Annotated in this window: 15 protein-coding genes; 1 reads left to right on the top strand and 14 read right to left on the bottom strand. The window is 57.2% G+C overall.

From position 1 onward, the window contains the following. Nucleotides 1-16: 16 nt before the first annotated feature. From ACNJYA_RS10200 to ACNJYA_RS10135, 14 genes are all read right to left on the bottom strand, one after another. Nucleotides 17-682: a 2OG-Fe(II) oxygenase gene (locus ACNJYA_RS10200; RefSeq protein ID WP_439402745.1), complete on the bottom strand. Its 666-nt coding sequence runs from the start codon at nucleotides 680-682 to the stop codon at nucleotides 17-19. Then, the gene (locus ACNJYA_RS10195) at nucleotides 679-1,842 is read right to left on the bottom strand and encodes a GFA family protein (RefSeq protein WP_439402744.1); all 1,164 of its coding nucleotides are present in this window, start codon (nucleotides 1,840-1,842) and stop codon (nucleotides 679-681) included. The genes ACNJYA_RS10200 and ACNJYA_RS10195 overlap by 4 nt, the downstream gene beginning before the upstream one ends. Nucleotides 1,843-3,067: 1,225 nt before the next feature. Continuing rightward, a complete protein-coding gene (locus ACNJYA_RS10190; RefSeq protein ID WP_439402743.1) occupies nucleotides 3,068-3,934 on the bottom strand; it encodes an electron transfer flavoprotein subunit beta/FixA family protein in 867 nt (288 codons plus the stop codon). Between the two features lie 504 nt (nucleotides 3,935-4,438). Beyond that, nucleotides 4,439-6,253 carry a nif-specific transcriptional activator NifA gene (gene nifA, locus ACNJYA_RS10185; protein ID WP_439402742.1) on the bottom strand — a complete coding sequence of 605 codons (1,815 nt, stop codon included), beginning with the start codon at nucleotides 6,251-6,253 and terminating at the stop codon, nucleotides 4,439-4,441. A 182-nt stretch (nucleotides 6,254-6,435) separates the two neighbouring features. Next, nucleotides 6,436-7,272 carry an SDR family NAD(P)-dependent oxidoreductase gene (locus ACNJYA_RS10180; RefSeq protein WP_439402741.1) on the bottom strand — a complete coding sequence of 279 codons (837 nt, stop codon included), beginning with the start codon at nucleotides 7,270-7,272 and terminating at the stop codon, nucleotides 6,436-6,438. Nucleotides 7,273-7,969: 697 nt separating this feature from the next. Continuing rightward, entirely contained in the window at nucleotides 7,970-9,082 is a 1,113-nt protein-coding gene (locus tag ACNJYA_RS10175) for a nodulation protein NodZ (RefSeq protein ID WP_439402740.1), read from the bottom strand. Between the two features lie 164 nt (nucleotides 9,083-9,246). Further along, a complete protein-coding gene (locus ACNJYA_RS10170) occupies nucleotides 9,247-11,265 on the bottom strand; it encodes a carbamoyltransferase family protein (protein ID WP_439402739.1) in 2,019 nt (672 codons plus the stop codon). A gap of 325 nt (nucleotides 11,266-11,590) precedes the next feature. After that, nucleotides 11,591-12,379 carry an ABC transporter permease gene (locus ACNJYA_RS10165; protein ID WP_439402738.1) on the bottom strand — a complete coding sequence of 263 codons (789 nt, stop codon included), beginning with the start codon at nucleotides 12,377-12,379 and terminating at the stop codon, nucleotides 11,591-11,593. A 3-nt stretch (nucleotides 12,380-12,382) separates the two neighbouring features. Further along, nucleotides 12,383-13,303, bottom strand: coding sequence for a nodulation factor ABC transporter ATP-binding protein NodI (nodI, locus tag ACNJYA_RS10160; protein ID WP_439402737.1), 921 nt, complete (start codon nucleotides 13,301-13,303; stop codon nucleotides 12,383-12,385). A 1-nt stretch (nucleotide 13,304) separates the two neighbouring features. After that, nucleotides 13,305-15,014: a nodulation protein NodU gene (gene nodU, locus ACNJYA_RS10155; protein ID WP_439402736.1), complete on the bottom strand. Its 1,710-nt coding sequence runs from the start codon at nucleotides 15,012-15,014 to the stop codon at nucleotides 13,305-13,307. 13 nt (nucleotides 15,015-15,027) lie between these two features. Then, on the bottom strand, nucleotides 15,028-15,657 hold the full coding sequence (gene nodS, locus ACNJYA_RS10150) for a nodulation methyltransferase NodS (RefSeq protein ID WP_439402735.1): 630 nt from the start codon (nucleotides 15,655-15,657) through the stop codon (nucleotides 15,028-15,030). An 11-nt stretch (nucleotides 15,658-15,668) separates the two neighbouring features. Further along, nucleotides 15,669-17,045, bottom strand: a complete 1,377-nt coding sequence (nodC, locus tag ACNJYA_RS10145) for a chitooligosaccharide synthase NodC (protein ID WP_439402734.1) — start codon at nucleotides 17,043-17,045, stop codon at nucleotides 15,669-15,671. Between the two features lie 17 nt (nucleotides 17,046-17,062). Further along, on the bottom strand, nucleotides 17,063-17,722 hold the full coding sequence (nodB, locus tag ACNJYA_RS10140; RefSeq protein ID WP_439402733.1) for a chitooligosaccharide deacetylase NodB: 660 nt from the start codon (nucleotides 17,720-17,722) through the stop codon (nucleotides 17,063-17,065). Then, nucleotides 17,719-18,351, bottom strand: a complete 633-nt coding sequence (locus tag ACNJYA_RS10135) for a NodA family N-acyltransferase (RefSeq protein WP_439402732.1) — start codon at nucleotides 18,349-18,351, stop codon at nucleotides 17,719-17,721. The genes nodB and ACNJYA_RS10135 overlap by 4 nt, the downstream gene beginning before the upstream one ends. A gap of 827 nt (nucleotides 18,352-19,178) precedes the next feature. Between ACNJYA_RS10135 and nodD1 the strand changes: the two genes are divergently transcribed. Beyond that, the gene (nodD1, locus tag ACNJYA_RS10130) at nucleotides 19,179-20,123 is read left to right on the top strand and encodes a transcriptional regulator NodD1 (RefSeq protein ID WP_439366245.1); all 945 of its coding nucleotides are present in this window, start codon (nucleotides 19,179-19,181) and stop codon (nucleotides 20,121-20,123) included. Nucleotides 20,124-20,488: the final 365 nt, after the last annotated feature.

The following is a 20,488-nucleotide window of genomic DNA, read 5'->3' as shown; positions in this document are numbered from 1 at the left end:
TATCAGGCGCGCTACCTCATAGCCGGTCGGTAGAACTTTCGATGATCCGGCGGTTTGCGCCGCCCCTTTTTGAACAGAAGTAGACGAGAGATCGGCGTTCCCCGCTCGACACCGGCTTTACTTCATGCCGTACCTTACATGTCGTGACAAGCACGGAGCCATATGGTGGTCGGAATACATGCTGTTCGTACCCGGTAGGATATACTACGAACTCACCCCCCTCGAAGTCTCTCGCTAGCTGCACAATCACCGCGTACTCAAAGTCCGGATCACTCTTCGCATCCAAATGGATTCCCACGAAAGAACCGGGCGGCATACGATGCATTTGGCATCGGCGAACCACGTAATCTGAGGATGCTCCGAAGATCTGTCTAAGGGCGAAGCTGCGGTCTTTACTTTCTAGTAGCTCCATGATCAGCCCTGAAGCTGTACCACTCACGTTGCTAGGCGCACGGCCGGGTGGATCTACCCTTACGCGCTTGACAAAGACGCTGTGCAAGTCGCCGGCATCTCCCTCCCGCACTTCTTCTTCGGCAATCTCAGCCTGCAGCTGATCGATCTTGGTCAAGTCGGCTTGAGTGAATAATATCTGGGGGGCAATAACGGCCGTCCCCTTTACTAACAGCTCTATGCGGTACTTTGTCAGCATTTCTTCTGAAAGCTGGCGGGATTTATCACTCATTGCGCGCGCCATTCGAGCTCACTCCTTTGGTCTTCGAAGCAGGACTCCGGGTCCTTGTGCATTGAGACGAATGCTCGCTCCCAATGCTCGCCATCGAACTCGGTTATTCTTACGCGTGCGATCGTCCTTCTATCCAGGCATCGAATATTTACGCTGAACCCGGAGGGGTTCGACCTCGGCCTATAGAATGGCTTTACCCCACAAAGCCGGCAAAACGTGTGCCGAGCAATGTTCTTGTTGAACTGATATGTCGTGAGGAGGTCTTCACCGCGCTCGATGCGTAGCTTATCGCCAGTGACGAGCAAGTGGAGAAACCCAGACATTTGGCAAATCGAGCAATTGCAACGAACTCCAGAGAGCTCTCGCGGCGCTCTGACGTAGAACTTGACAGAGCCACAATGGCAACGGCCATGATGTTCGATCTCCGAATGATCATCTCCCGTGCGCGCCGCATTTGCGATGAGATCGCGGCACCACTGGACGCTGAGCCGATAGGCTCGGAGGAATTCATCCAAGAAGCGATCACTACGGTCAGCCTGCACAATTTCACCAATCAGCCGGCCTGTCATTTCTCCGTGGTACTTCTCCGCGGGATCTTCTCCGCCCACGTGGCTGCGAAAGTACTCCAGATCGTCCGGCTGCACTTTAAACATTTCGGCCAGAGTAGTCCACAGCGACTGGATCATGTCCGCAGCATGTAGCTCAAAAGCTACCATGTAAGCGCAACGAACGAGGGAGTCTTTCGATGACAATCCGGCGTAGAGAGAATGCAGATACTGCTTCGTCTTAGAGCTATAGTTGGGCAGTATCCCTCGGCCGAGTAGTTGGGAGGCATCTTTCTTCAACAGGTTGGAGTGAAAGTTTTCTGTCAACAGAATATCGGGTAGCGCGGCCTTGCCTCCCTGGAGAATTCGGCCGTGGCCGCCGGTCTCATCCCAACAGATAAAGTTCGCGACCACGCTGGTCAGTTCAATGTCTCTCGCAATATCTCGATTGTGATGCATTGCATCGAATATGAGGTCCCTTTGGGAGCCCGCCTGCAGGTACGGGAACGCCTGTGACATCGCCAGGTATTCGGGCAGCAGGCTGGCGACCTGATCTTCGGACAACTGAGAGGCGAACGGATGCGGGCCGAACAAGGCTCGCGCTTGCTCGGTCAAGTACTCGTAGCAAATCTTCGGAGGCTGATCCGCGGCAAATCGAGACGCTTGAGATGTCATTTAACCCCTGCAGATGAGAAGAACGGTCCTTTGACGAAGCAACTTCGTGTCCGGGCCATCTATTAACCGCCCTGGGCTCATTGGCTTCGATGGACCATGACTGCGTTCACCTTCCGGACGAACTTTTGGTAGTTTCCTTCGCGATGACAGACAGCGGTATGCTCGGTCCAGCTCATGAGCATCGAAGGGAATGCGTTCATTATTGGAGCGCGGGGAATCCGGTCGGATTCCTTTCCACCAGCAGTCCGACGCCGCAATGCCCGCCACGATCAGCATTCGCGCGGAGACTCAAAACGGATACTGCGCCGCCCACGCCATTTTGACGCTAATGTCGCGTGCGCGAGTGGCGTGCCTGGCCGCTTGGCACGCGTGCAGCTTTCGCGATCTTGGGCGAACGGATCCAGCCATCGCGGTTGCCGCTCGCCCCATTTCGCCGAACTGCCGTGAGCCTGGGACAGCATTGTAGACTCCAATTTGTACGTATGATGCTCTCAAGGCCTTTGGTCCCTGGTGTCATACCGCTCCTGGGCGGCACAAAGCATCTCAAAGCGACCCTCGCCCGTTCTTCCCGTTCGCGATTTACAACTCTAACTTCTTAGTGACAAACAGCAATCATCATGCCAACTCTTGAAATCGCTTCGTAAGATTCAAACAAGTTTGATACAACGGCATTGACGCTTCCTCATTGCGAGTGTCAGAGGCTACGCGCCGCTGTCAGAAAGCAAACAGCGAAGCGCCAGCGGCCGCTCACATGCGTACAGGTCTGCTCAATCGCGGAGATTGGCTTGGCGACGCATAGGTTGACTTTGCGCCCGAAGCCAGCGACAGCGCTTTTGGGTGCAGACGGCAGCGCCAGTACGGTAACCCGGATCGCTGACTATTCCGTGTTCGCTCGTGACCGTTACGGGAAGACGCAATGGCCTTCCACGTCGTCGAACACGGCCGAACGGTGCCCCTGGAACAGGCGCAGGCCTCTTTGCCTGTGCCCCGACAATCCCGCGCGACTCCGGGCATCGATCGTGTGATCGACGGAGCATGCGGCCCCGGCTGCTTGCGAGTTCGACGGTACCGGCAGACCCTATTGGTAGCTGGCCGAGATGCGTGGCTACATCTTGCGCGGTCTTCGACACGGGTGCGGCGATGATACATTCCTGGGGCGTCTCTACTATGATGGCCTGGACTCTCCAGATCGGGCGTCACGAGCAAGTGCCGCAAGATCGGTTTCGAGCTTCGGTTGAAGCGAGAAAATTGCGTCTATCAACGCCTGCGCCGGTTGCTCGGCGGCCTCAACCAGCGCCGCCCTCTCGGCCCGTGCAGAGGGAGCGAACACACGCTTAACGACCGTCGGCGAGCCCTTGAGCCCGCAGTTGGAGGTGTCTTCGACACCGGCTTCCTGCGCGCTCCATTTCACGATTTTGGCACGCGCGGCACGCAGGGCATCCGCCATCGCGCCGCGCCGGATCTGATTTGTCGCCTCAAGCATCGTGATGAGGCACGGCAATTTGGTTTGCAACACCTGCACACCACCTTCGCAGCGTCGTTCCACTTCAATCGTTTGAGCGGCGACGTCCAAGGATCTGATCTTCGCAACGTAAGTTAGCTGCACTACGCCCATTCGCTTTGCGATGCCAGGCCCAACCTGCGCAGTATCGCCATCGATAGTCTGCTTTCCCGTGAAAATGAGATTTGTCGGGCCATAGTCCTTACCGATTTTCCGGATGGCAGTTGCGAGTGCATACGTTGTGGCCAGTGTATCGGAGCCCGCAAAGCAGCGATCGGTGAGTAGGACGGCGCGATCGGCACCATAAGCCAACCCCTTTCGCAAGGACTCTTCTGCCGAGGGCGGTCCCATGGTAAGCACAGTAATTTCGCCGCCGAACCGATCGCGCAGTTCAAGCGCGGCCTCGAGCGCGAAGAGGTCATATGGGTTGATGATGGTCGGCACTCCCTGACGCATGATTGTATTGGTCACGGGATGAACACGAATTTGCGCCGAGTCCGGAACTTGTTTGATGCAGACGACATTGTGCACGATGTTGCTCCAAAAGTTGCGATAGCTGCGAAGAGAACAGCAAGTGTTGTACCACCGCCGCCGTTCTGGACTCGGTTCGCTGTCGCGAAGGCTTAAATGGGACGATAACGCGCTCCAGCCCGCTTTTTCTTAACGAACGAATGCCGACACAGGTCAGGGCACCGACAACACCGTTCCGCTCGGCACGCCAGCCGAGAGACCAAGGAATCCTCGCAGGATAACTGCCGCACAACCTCTGCTGACATTTGGTTGATCGAAGGTTAAGCACCGTCGCTCACTCGTCCGTAGAATAGGGACGATAGCTTGTTCCCTGTTCGAGCTACGGACGTTTCGCGATTGTATGGCCAGCAGGTGAGGCTCTGTAACTCATGGCGTTCAAATCCATGTTGCGCGCCACGTCGTTGCCGCAGGCCGGCCGCCTCTCTTGCGATTGCGTAGATTGCCTCTTCGGGATCATTCTTCACGTATCTGTTTGGCAGTAGCGGCTCCGGCGGATGTGGTCGTTCAGAACCGCTTTATCTCAACTCCGTATTTCCGCAGCGCATAGCCAATTTGGCGCGGGGTTAGTCCGAGTAGGCGCGCTGCCTTGGCCTGCACCCAGCCAGATTTCTCCATGGCCGCAATGACCCGCTCGCGATCGGTCATGCTCGCACCACCAACGAGAACTGTGCCGGCAGGTGCCAGTGGGGCCGGTTCGCAGACAGACAGCGGTGGCGACGTGGCTTGAGCTAGCGGAGTGATCGACTTTGCATGCAAGGGTCGCATGGGTACCGCCAGGTCGGTCTTGTCGTCCGATGTGCTTTTCCAGAGCATCATGGAAAGGCACTGGCCTTGGCAGCATGCAAAGTCACTTCTCACAATCGACGGCCCGGTACACAGCGTCGCTGTTCGCTCGATGCAGTTTTCGAGTTCGCGAATATTTCCCGGGAACCCGCAGTTCATCAGTACATCAATCGCACTGGCCTCCAGGGTGAGCGTACGGCCGTTCTCGCTGTTGAACTTTCTGAGGAACTCTCGGGCTAGCAGCGGAATATCACTGCGTCTTTCGCGCAGCGGCGGCAGTAACAATGGAACTACGCTAATACGATAGTAGAGGTCCGCGCGGAACTCGCTCCTTGCCACGGCCTCTTCAAGGTTCTTGTTGGTCGCAGCTATGACCCGAACATCGACCTTAATCGTGTGATTGCTGCCGACGCGCTCGAACTCCTGCTCTTGCAGAACTCGCAGCAACTTCGCTTGGAACGGAGCTGAAATCTCTCCGATCTCATCTAAAAATAGCGTCCCTTTGTCAGCAAGCTCGAACCGGCCCTTGCGCGAGCTTACCGCACCGGTAAAGGCACCTTTCTCATGGCCAAACAATTCCGATTCCAGAACCGTCTCAGGCAGCGCCGCGCAATTCAGTTTAACGAACGGTCGTTTAGCACGGGACGAGGACTCGTGAATGGCCTTGGCTACGAGCTCCTTGCCGGTGCCGGATTCGCCACGTAGCAGAACCGTGCTGTTCGATTTGGCTACAACCGCAATCTTCTCGAGCAGCCCGCTCAGCGCGGCGCTGTCGCCAATGATCCCGTGGGCGTGAAGCTTCTTGCGCTCGCGAGCGGCCATCCCAAGCTCAACGATCTTCTGTGGCTGGTCTTTGTCCACTAACAATCGTTCGCGATCGCAGGCCAACAAGCGATGTAGCTTCACTGTTTGCCCCACCAAATTGGCGACCATAACGAGCAGCCGCGCATCGTGCTCGAGCTGAAGACTGGAACTATCGTCCTTGATACGGTCTACCGTCAGCGTACCAACCACCCTCGGATCAATACGAATAGGAACCCCAATGAACGATACGGGCATGCTGTCGGAGGCGCCGAGAAGCTCCCGGTCCGCAGCGCTGAAGGCCGGCTCGTCGGCTACGCTCTCGACAACAAGAGGCCTGTCTGTCGCCACGATCTGGGCGATTGCTTCCTGCGGCAGGCACGTGCGGTAACGTTCGTCGCTGCCTTCGCTCCAGCCGGAGCCAACTGTAATTTCTGGGATGCCGTCATGGTCTAATAGTGAGACGATGCCGTGTCGCATCTGCACGAACGATTGCAGGAGGCCAAGGACCTTGGCCAACGTGACTTCGAGCCGACCAGGAGCGCTGACTATTTTCGATATTTCGAAGATGCCGGCCAGCGCGCTCTCATACGACGGCTGCCCCGAGGGATTACGCTCCGGCTCCGGTTGCGAGGCAGGTCGTTCCGAGGATGGGATATGCAGCATGAGCCTCTCTCCGTTGTCTTGATTATCCTCCCTGTTGCCATGTTGGGATTGGCGAGCTTCGTTTTGCATGTCACTCTCGATCTAGCCTCAAGTGTTGACGAGATGACATAGAACCGTGACACCTGATTATGGCACGACACCACACTTGCAATGTGCCCTCGTTTCACTTTTTTCGGATCGTGTCCGCGTCGTCAGCGGAGAACATACGTGCCGCTGCAGGACAAGTCAGCTGGGCCGCCTGAGCGGCGGCTTTACAAATGCTGCCCGCCATTGATCGGCACCTCGGCTCCCGTGACATAACTCGCCGCATCCGAGCACAGGAAGAAGATAACCTTGGCCACTTCATCCGGGGTCCCCACTCTGCGCAGCGGGATGCTTGGCACGAGACGAGCTTCCGTGTCTGGCGACAGCATGTCGGTCTTGATTTCGCCGGGCGCGATCGCATTCACGCGAATGCCATGCGGCGCATAATCAAAGGCCAGTTCGCGTGTGAGGCTCGCAAGCGCCGCTTTCGACGTCGCATAGGCGCTACCGGCGAATGGGTGCACCCGTGAGCCTGCGATTGAAGTCACATTTACGATTGATCCAGACGCGGCTCTTAGCTCGTCAAACAGACCCTGCGCCAGCAGGATCGGAGCCACTAGATTAAGATGAAACACCCCCATCCAGGTCTCGGCGGACGTGGTCAACGACGTCATCCGATCGCCAGTGGGCGTTTTCGGCGAGACACCGGCATTATTCACCAGCGCGTGCAAGGGCGCACCGGCCAAGCGCTTCTTGACCTCGGTGATTGCGCGCGGCAGCATTCGATGATTGCTGAGATCGATCTGGAAATGATCGTCATTCCCTACCTCCCAGGGGCATCGCTCGCTGTCGAAAGGTTGGCGCGCGCAAGAAATCACGCGCCAGCCCGCCTCCGAGAACAGCTTGGCAGTGGCATGACCAATTCCGCGTGATGCCCCGGTGAGCAACATCGCCTTCTGCTCTCTACGATCATCGCGCGCTTTATCGGCGTGAACGAGGCAACCAAAATGTGTTTCGGCCAGCGGCTCTCTAATCAGATTGTCATTCGGCAGATCGAGACCCAAGCCCGCCTCCTCTACTGTTACGCCGGCGCACGCGTAGCAGGATTTGCGCCACTGCGGTGCAGGTAAATCCCTTCCGTTTTGCGTCCTAACGTCGCGCACGCCGTACACTTGGCGGATTTCAGACAGTCGTGGGTGTGCTTTGTGACAACCACGATGGCAAATCAGCTACGTAAGCTCTCTAGCACACTTGCCTGCTTCATCACAGGGGTACGGACCGCGCTCGCTTTCTTGATCGCGCAACCGAATGAACCTGCGGCTGGTCGACGCCTCGCCGAAGTCAAAGATCGCTCGGGAGCGACCATAGTCATTTTGCCGCACTAACTCCAAAACTGACGTACCAGCCTCGCACGTCAGATTCGTCAATCGTCGATCTTGATTTGTCGCTCTGAGCAGAACTGGGATATCGCTGGCGTACGGATACGTTTATCCACGCTCGAGCACTGATTAGCTTCGATTTCTGGCTGGCCCGAAGGATGAGGACGACCTGTTCCGTCTGCTTACGCTGCGCAGCACTCTAGGGCCGTTGTTATCGCCGTCACGGCTAAATCGAAGGCACTGGGCCTTGGCTTCGTTCTGTTCTTGCTGTGATTCGCGCCAACAGCATCACACTGGGCAGACGATTGCCGCGCATACAAGAACTGGCAGCACTCTTGGATGCAAGGAGCGGCAATCACGTTGATCAAGCGGCTTACAACTTTCATGAAACCACCAGCTCTTGCGAGCTGTCTTCGACCAAGATCAACCTGCTCGGATCGTTCAAATCGAATTCTATAACGCGTGGAGAAAAGAGACGCGCATAGCGCGTGAAGGCGCTCGTTGGGGGGAAACGGATCACCGTGTCGCAGCGCGCAAGAAGATACATCTCAGTGAGGGCAGAAAAGCCACCCTCGGCTCCAAGACCGGCGTTGTGCAACGGGCCGGCGTGAGGCGCCTGGAACTGCTTTGGAATCGCAAAAACATCAGGAAATTTTGCCGAAACCTTCTCTAGGATGAGCGCGCTGTCTGTGCACAGGAACGCCCTCACAGGCTTCGCATGTGGTAACGCCCTCGCCTTGTCAACGGCATTACAGACCTGTCGAAAGGCGCGCTCCGCGTCCGCCCAGTAGGGCGCATGCCCCATAATGTCCTCACCGTTACCATGCCGGACATGAATGCCGATCACGCTGTACGGCTCAAAGTGCTCGCGGTAGATAGCATCAATCCGCGCCTGAATTGCAGCTCGCGGCTTGATACTCCGAAAGATCTCTCGCTCCGCCTCTTGATCGCAGCGCCACATCAGGCAGGCATCACACACCACCGTGTTAGCGTCGCTATCCCTCTGACTTTGGAACAGTTGATCGAGTTGGTCGCGTTCCCGGAAGATCTGCTCGTCCGGGCGATAGACGCAATCGAGAGATGGCTTATTCCACCATGCCGGAAAGAATGGTCCCGGAAACGAGCGCTTATTGATGTCGTCGTCGCAAATCACCCGCACGCCGGCAATGTCGTCAACCGGTTCGAAGAAGACCGGAAAGGCATTGGTGAATGGTTCATCAAGATAGCAAGACCCCCGCCAATCGATGGCTAGCGTCCGCCCCGTCTGCTTTGCAAAGCGCCAAGCTGCTGCCAGTGACCACAGACAGTCGCCCAACCCCGTACGTCGTCGGGATACTACAAACCGATCATTCATCGAATCGCTACCCATCTCGATTGCCTTTTCGCGCGCTCCTGGTTGGACAAGAGACATCGATAAAGACATCTCCGGCATCTTTTTGCCCGGCGTCACGGTCTGAAATCGCGGTGCCGGCGAGCTGCGTCGGTAGAACTTCATAGCAGGGCTATCCGTGATGGCCGCGTTCTCTCAACACTTTCTGTCCTTTCTTCAGCGGTGTTGCATCGACCGGCCGGAAGTCCGGTGCCCAATGCCCTCTGGGCGTCGGATGGACTGGCCCGCTCAAATGCAGGCATAGGCGTGGCCATGCTCATGACTTACGGCTATGCTCCGCTTCGCACTTTATTGTGGCCCGAAGCCCCGCGCAGCGGATGAAGGCGAACGCCCCGCAGCTCCCATACGAGCCGCAATTCCTTCACAAGGTCTTCACGCTTGGCCTGGTCCAGCATGGCTGCGTCGAAAAGCCACCCGAGTGACGCCTCGCCTTCGATCCGCATCAAGATCTCGAAAAGCTCAGTTGAGATACGCATACTAGAATGTCCCGTGCGTATCTCGCAAACCGTTTCCTGTCGATCTGGCGCTGTGTAGGAGCGAACACGATGAAGGGATGCATACGGCGGCAATGACACGCCCAGCGCACTCCAATCCTGCAGTGATGCTAGCCGCTTCCTGACGAGGAACGGGCCAACAACAAGTCCATCCAGGTCAGTCGTTAAGAACGCGGTGATCGCATCTGACACGGACTGCACAATCGGCTCGGCGTTGTTGTTAAATGAGGTATTCAGAAGAATCGGAATGCCGGTTCGCTTCTTGAACGCTTTAATTACATCCCAATAGGTGGGGTTTGTCTCACGCGATACGGTCTGCAGCCGAGCGGTCCCATCGACGTGCGTGATCGCACCGAGGACGCTGCATTTGGCTTCACGCACACGAACCACGAAGTTCATGAACGGGAGCTGCCGCGTGCCGTTCGGGAGCTCAAAGAACTCGCTCGCATCCTCCTCTAGTACAGATGGCGCAAAGGGGCGATAGCCCTCGCGCTTCTTGACCATCGCGTTAATGCGGTCCTTGTTTTCCGCAGGCCGCGGGTCCGCGAGAATGCTGCGGTTACCAAGCGCACGTGGGCCAAACTCAGAGCGGCCCTGAACCCAGCCGATTACAGCGCCATTTGCCATCCAGTCTGCCGCACTGGATGCAATGTCATCACTTCGTTGAATGTCGAGGTGGCCTGACCATGCGTTGAGCTCATGCTCTATGGCTTGCTCGTTCCCGAGATCGGGCCCCCAATAAACGTCCGGCAGTCGCTCGCGCGGCGCTGGCCTGCCTAACTTGTTTGATACCATCAATGCAGCGCCGAGTGCGCAACCAGCGTCGTGCGCCGCGGGTTGAACAAAGATGTCGTCAAACAGACCCGAATAGAGCAGCTTTCCGTTCAGCGTGCAATTATGGGCTACCCCGCCAGCTAGGCACAAGCGTGTCATGCCCGTCGCTTCGCGATGGTGCCGCAGAGTGTGAAACACGATCCGCTCCAGCGCTTCCTGCAGCGACGCGCTGACATCTCGATGTTGTTGGGTGAATGGCTGTCCCTTTCGCCGAACCTGAATGTTGCGGACCAGGGCCGGTCCGATTCGATCCAGGTGAACGCGATAGTCACCGCCATCCAACAACTCGTAGAACTGCGCGAAGAGCTCGCGATAGCGATTGGGATCACCATACGGTGCAAGCCCCATCACTTTGTACTCGTCGAACATCCCGTAACCGAGATATCGAATCGTCTCGAGATAGAACAGCCCCAGGGAATTATGCTCCGGGAAACTTACAAGTTGCGTAATTTCGGTGCCAGACCCTACCGCCAATAAGCCTGAGAGAAAATCGCCGCCGCCGTCGATCGCAAAGACGAGACTTTGCTCGAATCCGGACATGGCAAACGCGCTCACGGCATGCGCTTCGTGGTGATTCACGAAGGAAAGCCGGGACAGATCGAGCTCGGCCCCGAACTCCCGTGCCAGCAGCTGCCGCAGCAACAATTTTGCGTCCAAAGTAACGGGTTGAGAAACAGAGAGACGCTCGAGCATGGTCTTGCAATAGGCTTCAGTCGCGTAGAACGCGATACGGTCGATCTCGCCCAGTTCGACTCCTGCGGTAGAAAGGCAGTATCGGATCGAATTGCTGGGGAACTTGTTGGAGTGCTTGACGCGGTTGAGGCGCTCCTCTTCGACAGCAGCAATTACACGCCCATCCTGCACAAGGACTGCAGCGCCATCGTGAAGAAATGTATTCGGCAGCTCCGGAGAGCTTTCATAGATTCTATCAAGGCCACCACTCAGTCCCAGGCACAACATTCCGTTCTCCGCTCGTTATGATGGGAACGCCAACGTCCGTCCCACCGAACTAACCTGTATACTCATGCTCCCCCGCTGCGCAGGCCAGACAGCACAACACGACTTTGCAAGCTCCGTCTCGGCGGGCTAGCGACAGACCGCGCAGAAATGGGGGTGTTGGCATCCGACACCGATCGACCGAACAGGCGGCCGTAGAGCTGGTTCGATCGCGGCCTCTTAAGGTCATTTCAGAAGCTGCTGTAAAACACCAGGTATCACTCCCGAGTTATCGCAGCGCATCATGGCACTGCATCGATCTGATCTTCTCCGTTTCTCTCAACTCACGTCAACGCAGCAGGCGGCGCCGAAATAGTGCTGTCGATGCGAAAAAGGGCAAGACCGCGTAAACACAGAGCGCACCTACGTGCAGGGCGGCACTGTCCGCTCCGCGCTCAAGCATCGTTGGACGAATAAGGTCGACCGAATGTGCGAGCGGCAACAAGCCCGCAAAGTGCTGAAATGAGTCAGGCAGTTGGCTCGTCGGAAAGATCGCGCCACAGAGAAACACCATGGGCGTAAGGACGAGCGACTGGTAAAACACGAAGTAATCGTAAGTTGGCGCAAGAGATATGACGACCATTGCCAGGCTGGCGAAGACAAGACCCGTAAGGGCGACTGTTGGTAACGCACAAAGAATGGACGTCCAGGATGCATAACCCAGCGCCGCAGCGACAATCCCGATTGCTGTCCCCGCTAGAACGGACTTACTAGCCGCCCACACCAACTCACCTAGAACGATATCGCCGAGCGTGAGCTGTGTGAACAGAATTCCCTCCCAGGTACGCTTGACACCCATCCTAGCAAAGGCCGCATATAGGGTTTCAAAGGTCGCGGATGTCATCGCAGTGACTGCGATCATACCGGCCGCCAAAAAGGCAATGTACGAAGTCCCCTCAACCCGTCCCACGATGAGTCCGAGGCCAAAGCCAAGGCCCAACAGATTGGTTATGGGGTCTGCGAGATTGCCGAGAAGCGATGCAAGCGCGACTTTCCTCCATGCCAGGAAATTTCGTCGCCATACCGCGATCCAGTTGTACGCGTTAGCCGGCATCACCGACGCATAACTATTATCCATCGCTCATTTCTCCATCTCGCGCCCGGTCAACCGCAAGAACACGTCTTCGAGATTCGGAGGGCGCTGCAGTACGCGAAGGTTTGCTTGCCCGCGCAGCTGCACGCGGACTTGCTCCGGATATCGCGCGTAACAAAAAAGCGTCTCTCCACTCACTTCGATATGCCGCGCATAAGGCCCGATCAGCTCTCTGACTTGATTGGGATCACCGCCATAGATCTCAATCACGTTGCAGCCGATATGCTCGTCGATCAAGGCGTCTGGTTTGCCTTCTGCGATTTTGCATCCACTCTCAAGCACGCATAAGCGATCGCACAGGCGCTCGGCCTCTTCCATGAAGTGAGTGGTCAAGAGGATCGTCTTGCCACGCGCAAGAAGGGCCCGCAGGCGCTCCCAAATCAGGTGGCGTGCATGCGGATCCAACCCAGTGGTCGGCTCATCCATCACGAGCAGATGTGGATCATTAATCAGGGCACGCGCCAGCGTCAGCCGCCGCCTCATGCCACCGGACAACTCGGAGACACGCACGTCCGCTTTGCTTTCCAGACGCGCAAACTCAAGCAGCGAGGGCGCAACCGCCTCGATCCTGCGGGCGCTCATGCCAAAATAGCGGCCAAACACAAGCAGATTCTCTCGTACTGTGAACTCGAGCTCGAGGTTGTCGAACTGCGGCACCACCCCGACGCGCGTACGAGCCGCACGAGCGCGGGAAGGCACAGACTCATCGAGGACTGTAATCTTGCCTTCGTCGGGCGAAATCATGCCGAGGAGCATGCGCGCAATCGTACTCTTGCCAGCTCCATTCGGCCCTAGCAGTCCGAAACACTCTCCGCGCGCGACCGAGAACGACAGGTCGTTGACGATAAGCTTGTCGCCAAATGACTTTTTTACACCGGCAAGGTCGATCGCCACAGTGGACATGTTCATCTTAGGCTGACAGAAGTCGTTCCGTGGACGATGGCCTCTTGACGACCGTTTTGCTCCAGAGCATGCCCTCGCACCAAACATGCTCGACACGCCCCCATTGGCAAGCTGCCGCAGCGTCCGGAAAAAATCCCCGTCCGTGGAGGTTGGCGCTCGTGTTGCAGAGCAGCGGAATGCCCGTGAGTTGTTCAAATTCGACGAGAAGCGCGGCAATTTTGTGAGGAGAGTTGCGGGAAATTGTCTGCAGCCGCGCCGAGCCGTCAAGATGGACCACCGCGGGGACCTTGTCGCGCCAATTCGCCCGGGTCTGGTGATCGAACAGCATGTAAGGATCTGGCGTGCCCGGGCTGAAGATCTCCGGTGCGCGGTCCTCCAGACAAATGGGCGCCACCGGTCGGAAGTGCTCGCGACGTTTGATGTCGTTGAGATGATCCTTCATTGCCGGGCTCGTTGGGGCTGCAAGAATGCTTCTACCGCCCAACGCCCGCGGCCCAAGCTCGGCACAGCCGGAAAGAAAGATGACGGGCTTGTTGTCGGCAAGAATCGACGCAAGTTCACTCAAACTGCAAGGAGCGGCCTCCCAGTCCGGCGGAACCTCGCTCTCCTGGAGGGCGGGACCACTGTAAACTGACCATTCCAAAGGACCGAAGCCATTCTGCGCTGCCATAGCACCGCACGCCGCGCCGATTGCCGAGCCGCTGTCATTCGGAAACGGCGGCACCCAGACATCATCGAACAATCCCGTTGCGCGCAGCGCGCTGTTCCATTTGATATTGAGACCGCAACCTCCGGCGACACATAGATTTCGCGCCCCCGGAAGCGACGAATATCTTAGCAGAAGCAGCGCGATTTCCTTAACAAGAAGACGCTCCAGAAACACATGGAACGAGGCGAGGACGTCCTCCGCTCGCTTGGTGGCCAGGCGCAATGCGCTTGCCTCGAAGAACTCGTTCATAGCTGCAAGAGACGATTCCGCATTGTTGATGTCTTCGCGATAGCGGCGAGCCTGCTCCGTGTCGGCCGCCAAGCGTGTTTCGTAAAGCTCCTGAAACACTTCCACAATGCTTTCATCGACGGAGCCAAGCGCAATGTAGGCCATCAGCTTACCGGCGATACCCAGATCCCAACTGGAGCGGTTTGGCTGCCGGTATGGCCCGAAGTGAAGGCCCGCGGCAGCATAGGCGTGGCCAATCATCGGAAACAGCGACCCAATGAACCGAGCGCCGCGCGGCTCAACATAGTAAAGACGCGGAAAGATACAGCCATCCCATACCAGACAGAACGAGGGTTTTCCCGCGGCTGCAAAGGGGCTGGTGCTATATGCTGACGCGACATGGCCCGTGACATGCGGGTAGCTCTTATATGGAAACTGCTTGCCGCCGAGCAGGAGGCCAAGGCCGTCGACGGGATCAAGGAGGCCCTCAGCATGACGCTCGACATAGGGCGCGCCTTTTAGCGCGACCGGCACCGCTCCGCTTGGCAGCTGGAATTGCGATTCATTCTCCCCGTCCCAGCCGTCAATGACGAACTGATCGATATCCCGTGGATCCAGGCCATGCTCCGCCAGGGCGAGCACGACCGCATCGAGATTGTCGACGGATTGATACCGTGGACCGTTGCCGCGCTTCTCTTGCTCGACACAAAAAAGAAGCCGACCGTCTTCGACGACAGCGATTGCTCCGTCATGTGTCAGCTTTATTCCGCAGATGCGCATACGTCCTCCTGGCCTAATGACCGACGTTAGATTGTTCGGACGAGGCGCCTGGCCTCCGAAACCGGACGATCAAGCAGTCTTCGTTCGCCACCCCGGTGCAGCAGTGTCGACGCTCGACCTCCGATAGGCTCTCGTTAAAGAGAGCGATCACAGTTTCAGCACCAGCAGCATGCCCCCAGAGTCGACATAGTTCATCACGCGCGGACCCGAAAATCAGAGTGCCACTTGGCGCAAGCATACTCACCAGGTTGCGGATAGCCGCATGCATCTCGCCCACGTCTTTGAGGTAGTAAAGGACCTCGGCCACGACAATTAAATCGAATTGCTCAGTGGTCGAGAACCGCTGAATGTCGCAGGTAACCCAAGTAATATGTGACCACTTACTCGTCCGCAATCGCGCTCGCTCGATTGCCTGCGGCATGACATCCACCACGGTAAGTCGCTCGCATAGCGGCGCTAGCAGCTTCGTGAATGCACCGGCTGCGCATCCTACTTCGAGGGCAGACGCAGTAACTCCGCTGCCGCATGACATCCGGAGCATTTGCGCGTATCGCTCCTGCTCGAACACACTACCGTCAAGGCGCCATGGGTCGTCGGCAGCCAACTCTCGTTCTAATAGCTGATGGTTTGCGTCCGGAGTCATGAGCCGACCACTTATTTGTAGGCAGTCGAGCGATCGCGACCGGAAACACTCTCCGTGGCGGCCAGGCTCGATGGGCGGTGTGCTAACCCCGCCTTATGAACGGGATTAGGCCCCCCCCCTACACCAGCCGCACTTCGTCCAGCGTTCCGGCGCAAGATGACACGCTGTTTCTCCTCTCCGCCCGACACATTGGTCACTTTTCGCGATAGCCAATCGCTATTGCTCAATGTACAAAGCGCATAGGCCTTCAATGGTAGCAAAAGAAAGATATTGATCGGTGTGTGGAGCGAGAAGCCGATAAACCGCAAATCGCGAGCGCGAAGCGCTGCCACACTGCACCGGACCATAGTCATTGCAGCGATCGTCAATCCCGTCCACCAGGGTATAGAGCCACCGATCAGGAGCTGTGCAAGCGCAGCAAGTGTTGAAATGGCCAGGAGAAATGGGCCGAGATTTTGCCCGATAACATCTAGCGTCAAATAACCATCGAGCTCTGGGAGCAGGCGCAATGCAAGAAACGTATCTCGAAAGGTACTGCGCGCCCAACGAAGCTGCTGACGCAGATATGGCCCAAGACTGTGCGGGACGACTGTGGCTGCTATCGCGTCTGGGACGTATTCGGTTCGAAACCCCGCCTTGAGCATAAGTATCGTTAGATGGCGGTCCTCGCCGAAATCACTCGGCTTCCCACGGAAGAACTGCGCTTCGTATTGATCGAGAAGCAACGTCAGCGCGGAACGCCGATACATGGCACAAGGGCCGCAACAACACATGACGGCACCGAAGCGCGCCTGTGCCGCGCGCTCTTCGTTGCACGCGAGCCAATATTCCATATCGATCAGCCTGGTCAACCAGGTCTGGTTACGATTACTTGCTATCAGTTGACCCATCGCCGCACCGATTTCCGGGTCACTCATCTTCAATACAAGCTTCGTGACGACGTCGGCAGCAAGTATCGTGTCGGAGTCGACGTTGAGAACCAGATCACCGGATGAGCGGCGTATCGCAGCGATCTGCGCCTTGCGCTTTCCGACGTTGTTTGCCAGCAAGATGATACTGAATCTCGGATCGTTGGCATATATCTGGTGTACGGGCGCGACCATGTCGCGGTTTGCAGATCCGTCATCGACCACATAGACTTGTATCTTTCCGGCGTAGTCTTGACTGCAAATCGACTCCAGGCACTCGGCGAGCGTGTTTGGATCCTCGTTGAAGCATGGCACGATGACGTCCACGGTGGGAAGGACCACCTCCGCTTTTGCCAAGCTGTCCTGTAATGAGGAGTTGATCGCCGGCCGGGCATAAAGCGCTTGCACGCTCTTATAGATAGTCGAGAGTACCGCATAACTTGAAACAGCGGCAGCACTGGTTGTCGCGAGCAGGTCCATTGGGTGTCAGTTCTTGTTCAGTGAAGTTGAGGAAGTGGACGGATTGCAAACCCGCGCCGTTGTAGTGCCGGGATCAGATATGTGAGGGCCGTGGCGGTCTGATCGCGCAGCGTTTCATCGGTGCACAGTCTCTCCTCATCGGGAGGATACCCGTCGTGCAGGAGCACAATTGCACCCGGTCGAACGTTCGCCAGCACCGAATTCACAATTGTATCAACTCCAGGGCGGGACCAATCTCTCGGGTCGACCGACCAGTGCAGAGCCGTGAGACCAGCGCTCGCCGTCATTGCGAGCACCTGTTGCGTCCATATGCCGTAAGGCGCTCGCATATGCCTGGGCGAGGCCTTCGGGCACGCCAGACGGATCGCCTCGCTCGCGGTCAGCACTTCATCCTGTAGCTCCGCAGGTCCGCATCTGGATAGATCAGGATGGGTCATCGTATGGTTCGCAACCTCATGACCTTCCGCAATCACTCGTCGGATGAGGTCCGGATGCTCGATCGCGTACGTGCCGATGACGAAGAATGTCGCGGGAACCCGATGTTGCGCCAGCACATCGAGCACCTCTGGCGTACAAAATGGGTTCGGCCCGTCATCAAAGGTCAGATAGACAGCTCGACTTCCGCTCACATCAGCGTAGTCGCAGCGGACAGTGGATGGGGTGAAGCGCTCTGTCACAACTCAGGCCCGTTCCGATCGATGACAGTCCCGGCCGGCCAGTCGCTTATCGAGCGTCCCAGCGGAAACACTACAACTATCGCGTCCTCGAGGCGGGTTGGCGATAAATTGGGATAGACATCTGGCTGTGTGGAACGGACGCGAATGCCATGCATCAGGGTGGCGAGTCCCTGCCTTTCGACCAGTCGCTTCATATGTTTCTCAAGCGCCGACCGAACCGTGCCAAAGCCGAATGGAACACCAAGCTCCTGCAGTACGGGATACATCACGCGCATTGCGTGGCTTATTCCGAGCCCTTCGAGATCCGGGCGCACCGCATACAACCCCAGCTCCGCCACAAGGAGATCGACTTCACTAACTTTGATGAAGCGACGTAGCAGCCCGATGTGAGCCGCTACCCCGCGCGCGTCGTAACCAATTGCACGAAGCTCCGGTCTTGCGCCGGCCCAGCTTCGGCTTCCCTCAAAGGGCTGCGCATTGAACGCACCTGTGGGCCCATAACTCTTGCGAAAGAACTCCGCGAGCTCGGCATGATCGGCGAGCCGCAGCTCGCTCTCCCAACGAAGGCTCCACTGCACTTGAGCGCGCGCAGACGCACGTTCCGCAGTCGGGGATACGGCAATGTTCATGGCGAGCGTCCTTGCGCCTGATGAATTGAACGGGAGGCCGTCACGTGATCTCTACCTGCAGGGCTGCCGATCAATACTGAAATGCGCCGCTGTACTTTGTCGGAGCTCCGCACCGCAGGCCTGCACCCGCGCCCTTCGCCTCCGCTCGCGAAATAGCTATCGCTTGGTTCGCGCTCGTCATCCTGCTGATGTGCCATGCCCGTGCGGAAGACCCCGTTGAGGCAATTGGACTAGCCAGAACCGGTCTGCACCAGGGAGCGCTTGCGCCCTGCGTTGCATCGCCGTCCGGCGAATTGACGGTTGCGGGCAAGCCACCGACGCGCGATTCGTCATCGATGACGCATCCGAGCGGCATCAGATCACACTGGCTCCTATACATCTTAAACAGACCCCAAATACGCTGGACAGGCGAGCCGTTTGGAATGGCGCCTGAAATGCTTGGCATCCGCAATCTGCGCCTGCCGTTATTCCCTGACACTAGATTGATGCTGAAAGCGCTCTCAAGTGTACGCGGGTAAACCTCGAATATGGAAACGGATGACAGCTCCATACGAAGGTTTATCGGGTCCCGCTCTGCGCTCAAACGAGCGCACATCGCACGGAGACGCAACACGACTCGCACGCCGCGCCTGTAGACGCCCATGAAACGGACGCGGCGGTGCGCTCGCATGTCCAGGAGCTTTTCTCTGAGCTCACCTGAACGACCATAAACCATTGTGGTGTGCCTGGTTCGTTTTTCAAACTTCAGTTTGCTATCCAACATCCAGCAATTTGGTAAAATCGATTGTTTCGATAGAACACATCCACACTATGGATAGACTCACAACATGCGGTTCAAGGGACTTGATCTAAATCTTCTCGTTGCGCTCGATGCCGTGATGACGGAACGCAACCTCACAGCGGCGGCTCGCAAAATTAACCTGAGCCAGCCCGCTATGAGCGCTGCGATCGCGCGGCTCCGCGCCTATTTCCGCGATGAACTATTTACTATGAGAGGTCGCGAGCTCGTCCCGACACCTGGCGCAGAGGCGCTTGCAGGTCCAGTTCGCGAGGCCCTGCTGCACATCCAACTCTCAATCATATCGCGCGACGCGTTCGACCCGACTCAGTCGAGTCGACGCTTCAGGGTCATTCTTTCAGATTTCATGACGATCGTTTACTTCCGCAGAATTGTGGACCGCATGGCACAAGAAGCTCCCGCCGTGCGGTTCGAATTGCTGCCATTTTCCGATGAACCCGATGAGCTGCTTCGTCGGGGCGAGGTCGACTTTCTCATTCTGCCGGAACTGTTCATGTCGAGTTCGCACCCTAAGGCGACGCTGTTCGACGAGACCCTCGTGTGTGTGGGATGCCGCACGAACAAGCAGCTATCCCGACAGCTTACGTTCGAGAAATACATTTCTATGGGGCACGTTACTGCCAAGTTCGGACGGGCACTGAGACCGAACCTCGAAGAATGGTTTTTGCTTGAGCACGGTCTGAGGAGACGAATCGAGGTCGTCGTGCAAGGCTTTAGCCTGATTCCGCCCATATTGTTGGACACGAGCCGTATTGGCACGATGCCCTTACGGCTGGCCAGACACTTCGAAAAGCGGATGCCACTGCGGATCATCGAACCGCCTCTCCCCCTACCCATATTCACAGAGGCCGTGCAGTGGCCCTCGTTCCACAATACCGACCCCGCAAGCATCTGGATGCGGAGGATATTGCTCGAGGAGGCATCCAACATGGCATCTGGTGAGCAAAAGCCTCCAACCCGCAGGCGCTGTTAGGCTTAGCGCAAGCTGCCGCTCCGAATATCCCAATCACGTTACAGGCCCTTTCGACGTGTTCGGTCCCTTCGCTCGCTCCCGCGTCTCCTGGGGAGACACTGCCACGACCTCACTATGCAGCGATCCATTGCGAAGACTTTTCAGTTGTAAGCGTGATGACTTCCTAGGTGTGGTTTGATGGCCTGCATTCAGAGCTACCGCTCGCACTAGCGCGGATAGAACACGCCTCCATTACAACTCCTTCGCTTGGCCAATAAAATGGCTTGAATCGCACATTGCGTCAGGTTGTACGTTGGCCGTCGCGACTAGCGCTGCACGACGCAGCCGTCGACGGAGCGCTTTGGGGACCTCACGGCGCTCGCGGA

The sequence above is a fragment of the Bradyrhizobium sp. BLXBL-01 genome (assembly GCF_051853025.1).
Taxonomy (GTDB): domain Bacteria; phylum Pseudomonadota; class Alphaproteobacteria; order Rhizobiales; family Xanthobacteraceae; genus Bradyrhizobium.
This window is presented reverse-complemented; position numbering and strand designations above follow the sequence as displayed.

What these genes read in the sequence shown, in the direction of transcription:
- ACNJYA_RS10200 (WP_439402745.1), bottom strand. Translation starts at nt 682, where the DNA reads ATGAGTGATAAATCCCGCCAGCTTTCAGAAGAAATGCTGACAAAGTAC.
- nifA (WP_439402742.1), bottom strand. Translation starts at nt 6,253, where the DNA reads ATGCAAAACGAAGCTCGCCAATCCCAACATGGCAACAGGGAGGATAAT.
- ACNJYA_RS10175 (WP_439402740.1), bottom strand. Translation starts at nt 9,082, where the DNA reads ATGAAGTTCTACCGACGCAGCTCGCCGGCACCGCGATTTCAGACCGTG.
- ACNJYA_RS10170 (WP_439402739.1), bottom strand. Translation starts at nt 11,265, where the DNA reads ATGTTGTGCCTGGGACTGAGTGGTGGCCTTGATAGAATCTATGAAAGC.
- ACNJYA_RS10165 (WP_439402738.1), bottom strand. Translation starts at nt 12,379, where the DNA reads ATGGATAATAGTTATGCGTCGGTGATGCCGGCTAACGCGTACAACTGG.
- nodI (WP_439402737.1), bottom strand. Translation starts at nt 13,303, where the DNA reads ATGAACATGTCCACTGTGGCGATCGACCTTGCCGGTGTAAAAAAGTCA.
- nodU (WP_439402736.1), bottom strand. Translation starts at nt 15,014, where the DNA reads ATGCGCATCTGCGGAATAAAGCTGACACATGACGGAGCAATCGCTGTC.
- nodS (WP_439402735.1), bottom strand. Translation starts at nt 15,657, where the DNA reads ATGACTCCGGACGCAAACCATCAGCTATTAGAACGAGAGTTGGCTGCC.
- nodC (WP_439402734.1), bottom strand. Translation starts at nt 17,045, where the DNA reads ATGGACCTGCTCGCGACAACCAGTGCTGCCGCTGTTTCAAGTTATGCG.
- ACNJYA_RS10135 (WP_439402732.1), bottom strand. Translation starts at nt 18,351, where the DNA reads ATGAACATTGCCGTATCCCCGACTGCGGAACGTGCGTCTGCGCGCGCT.
- nodD1 (WP_439366245.1), top strand. Translation starts at nt 19,179, where the DNA reads ATGCGGTTCAAGGGACTTGATCTAAATCTTCTCGTTGCGCTCGATGCC.